This is a genomic window from Dietzia sp. DQ11-38-2, assembly GCF_014145055.1.
Lineage (GTDB): Bacteria > Actinomycetota > Actinomycetes > Mycobacteriales > Mycobacteriaceae > Dietzia.
In genome coordinates, this window is the sequence record NZ_JAALDW010000177.1 from 1 (window position 1) to 3,151 (window position 3,151).

The window sequence follows — 3,151 nt, forward strand, 5'->3', positions numbered from 1 at the left end:
GACCGGTCAGGAGATGCCCACCCCGCGCCCGAGGGCGCGGTAGGTCCACCCGGCCGCGCGCCAGGCCTCGGCGGGCATGCAGTTGCGCCCGTCCAGCATGATCCGCCCCCGCGCCACCCGGGTCACGGCGGCCGGGTCCAACCCGAGGAACTCCGGCCACTCCGTGGCCACCACCACCACGTCCGCGCCCTCACACGCCTCGATCGCCGACCCCGCATACGTCAACGTCGGGAACAACGCCCGCGCGTTGTCCAACGCCTGCGGGTCGTACACCACCGCCTGCGCCCCCTTGAGCGAGAGCATCCCCGCCACGTTCAACGCCGGGGAATCCCGCACGTCGTCGGAGTCCGGCTTGAACGCCGCCCCCAACACCGCGATCGTCTTACCGATCAACATCCCCCCACACGCCTCGGTCGCCAGATCCACCATCCGCTCCCGGCGACGCATGTTGATCGAGTCCACCTCCCGCAGGAACGACATCGCCTGATCGGCACCCAACTCTCCCGCGCGGGCCATGAACGCCCGGATGTCCTTGGGCAGACACCCCCCACCGAACCCCAGCCCCGCCCCCAGGAACCGCCGCCCGATCCGCGGATCCATCCCGATCGCATCGGCCAGCACCGTCACATCCGCGCCCGCCGCCTCACACACCTCCGACACCGCGTTGATGAAACTGATCTTGGTCGCCAGGAACGCGTTCGCGCTGACCTTGACCAACTCCGCCGTGGCCAGATCCGTCACGATCACCGGACACGGATCCGAGTCCAGGATCGGCGCATACGCCCCGCGCACCACCTCCTCGACCGGGCCACCGGGCTCACGCACCCCGATCACGATCCGATCCGGCGTGAGCGTGTCGGCCACCGCGAAACCCTCCCGCAGGAACTCCGGGTTCCACACCACCTCCGCCCGCACCCCGCCGCGCACGTGCGCATCGGCGATCTCCTGCAACCGCGCCGCCGTCCCCACCGGCACCGTCGACTTGCCCACCACCACGGCATCCGCCGTCAACAACGGCGCCAACCGGGCCACCACCTCCTCCACATGGGAGGTGTCGGCCGCGAACTCCCCCTTGCGCTGCGGAGTACCCACCCCGATGAAGTGCAGGTCCGCGAACTGCGCGGCCTCGGCATAGTCCGTGGTGAACCGCACCCGACCCGCCTCCACCTGCCGCCTCAGGATCTCCGGCAACCCCGGCTCGTAGAACGGCACCTCACCCGACCGAAGACGCTCGACCTTCGCCTCGTCCACATCCACACCCAGCACCTCATGACCCAACTCCGCCATACACGCGGCATGGGTCGCACCCAGATACCCGGTCCCGAACACAGTCATACGCATGGTCCACTTCTACTGGCCGCGGGCGACATCCCGGGAACACCGGGGTTAACGCGGGACGAGCGTCCTGCTGCAGGGGCGGGCTCGGGGACGGCCCGGTTCCGACACGACCCGGTTCTCGGAGGGGCCCGGTCAGCGGAAGTTGAGGTACGCCTTGGAGGCGGTCGGACCGCGCTGTCCCTGGTACTTGGAGCCCGTCACGGCGGTGCCGTAGGGGACCTCGGCGGGGCTGGACAACCGGAACAGGCACAGCTGGCCGATCTTCATGCCCGGCCACAGCGTGATCGGCAGGTTCGCCACGTTGGACAGCTCAAGGGTGATGTGCCCCTCGAACCCCGGGTCGATGAACCCGGCGGTGGAGTGCGTGAGCAGACCCAGTCGGCCGAGTGAGGACTTGCCCTCGAGCCGACCCGCGAGGTCGTCGGGCAGGGCCAGGCGTTCGAGGGTCGCCCCCAGGACGAACTCTCCCGGATGCAGCACGAACGGGTCCCCCTGGGCGGGTTCGACGAGTTCGGTGAGGTCGTCCTGCTGTTGTGCCGGATCGATGTGTGTGTAGCGCGAGTTGTTGAACACGCGGAACAGACTGTCCAGACGGACGTCGATGCTCGACGGTTGGATCAGCGAGGAGTCCAGGGGGTCGATCGTGAGCCGCCCGTCGGCGAGCTCGGAGCGGAGGTCACGGTCGGAGAGCAGCACGATCTAGAGGGTATCGCGACCCCCCGGCGAGCAGTCGGAGCTGGGTGCCCAACTCCGTGACCCCCACGCACGCCTCGGCGAAGGGCAGCCGCTCGCGGCGGATCCGGCCGTCTCGTCCGACCAGCTCGATGTCCACCCCCGCCCGGTCGATCCCGACCAGCAGCGGGCGCTCGGCCGGCAGGCATCGGCACACGCGCAGCGCCATGCGCGGCACCACCTGGCAGCGCGGGTCGTTGAGGTGGGCGAGCCAGTGTCCCTCGAGATCGGAGAAGGGGTCGGGCCCGGACGTCGCCAGATCCTCGGGGTCGATGTCGGTCACGCCGTCGTCGTCGGTCAGCACGATCCGCTCGGCTCGGAGCCGCACCAGCGCGACACCGGTGCCCACGTCCAGCAGGACGGTGTCGGGGAGGTCGCGGGCGATCTCACCCGCGGTGCGTCGCTGGGCGCGCACGCCCGGCAGTTCCACACGCCCCTCGACGACGACGATGCGTCGACACCGCCCCTCGGCGGCGCCTCCGATGATCTCGTCCAGGACCTCAAGTCGGGCCGTCGCTCCCCCGACGCCGATCGCGCCCGCGTGTGCCGTCGGGAGCGCCACCCAGAGGTCGGCGGTCCCGGGTACCTGGTGCACCAGGGTCACCTCTGGTGCGGGCATGGCGGCCACGGATGAAGAACCGCTCGTGGCGGAGAGGAGACCCAGGGTCGCCCGGGGGCACCGGCGTAGCGCCGAGCTCACTCGTTCCGCGGGCTCCGGCACAGGCCCCACCAGTGATCGCATGCCAACTCCTCGTGGTCGTTCCCGCACCGTTCCGGCGCCTCTGGGAACAGCGCCGGAACGGTCCGGGGGCGGGGACGTGACTACCCGCAGCGACTAACTTAGGTAAGGCTTACCTTTTTGGCAAGAGTATGCGGCGAAGTGACGTCCTCCGGCCCTACCCCCCGAGGGCGGCGATCTCGGCCAGAAGATCCCCGGAATCGCGGCAGAACCCCGAGAACGGCAGTCGTTCGATCACTCTGGACCCGGTCACGGACCCGATCGAGAGATCCAGGCCGGCACTGTCGACGCCGACGATCCACGGGTCGGTGCCCGCGATCTGGTGGCCGCTGCGCAGCGCGA

3 protein-coding genes and 1 pseudogene are annotated in these 3,151 nt (G+C 69.9%); all 4 read right to left on the reverse strand.

Annotation, left to right across the window (positions count from 1 at the left end):
- Positions 1–6: 6 nt before the first annotated feature.
- Positions 7–1,341 carry a UDP-glucose/GDP-mannose dehydrogenase family protein gene (locus G6026_RS06785; protein WP_182612721.1) on the reverse strand — a complete coding sequence of 445 codons (1,335 nt, stop codon included), beginning with the start codon at positions 1,339–1,341 and terminating at the stop codon, positions 7–9.
- A 129-nt stretch (positions 1,342–1,470) separates the two neighbouring features.
- The gene (gene dcd / locus G6026_RS06790; protein ID WP_182612722.1) at positions 1,471–2,034 is read right to left on the reverse strand and encodes a dCTP deaminase; all 564 of its coding nucleotides are present in this window, start codon (positions 2,032–2,034) and stop codon (positions 1,471–1,473) included.
- The gene (locus G6026_RS06795; protein ID WP_182612723.1) at positions 2,015–2,812 is read right to left on the reverse strand and encodes a hypothetical protein; all 798 of its coding nucleotides are present in this window, start codon (positions 2,810–2,812) and stop codon (positions 2,015–2,017) included. The genes dcd and G6026_RS06795 overlap by 20 nt, the downstream gene beginning before the upstream one ends.
- A gap of 154 nt (positions 2,813–2,966) precedes the next feature.
- Positions 2,967–3,151, reverse strand: a pseudogene (locus G6026_RS06800) (hypothetical protein); the annotation flags it as partial.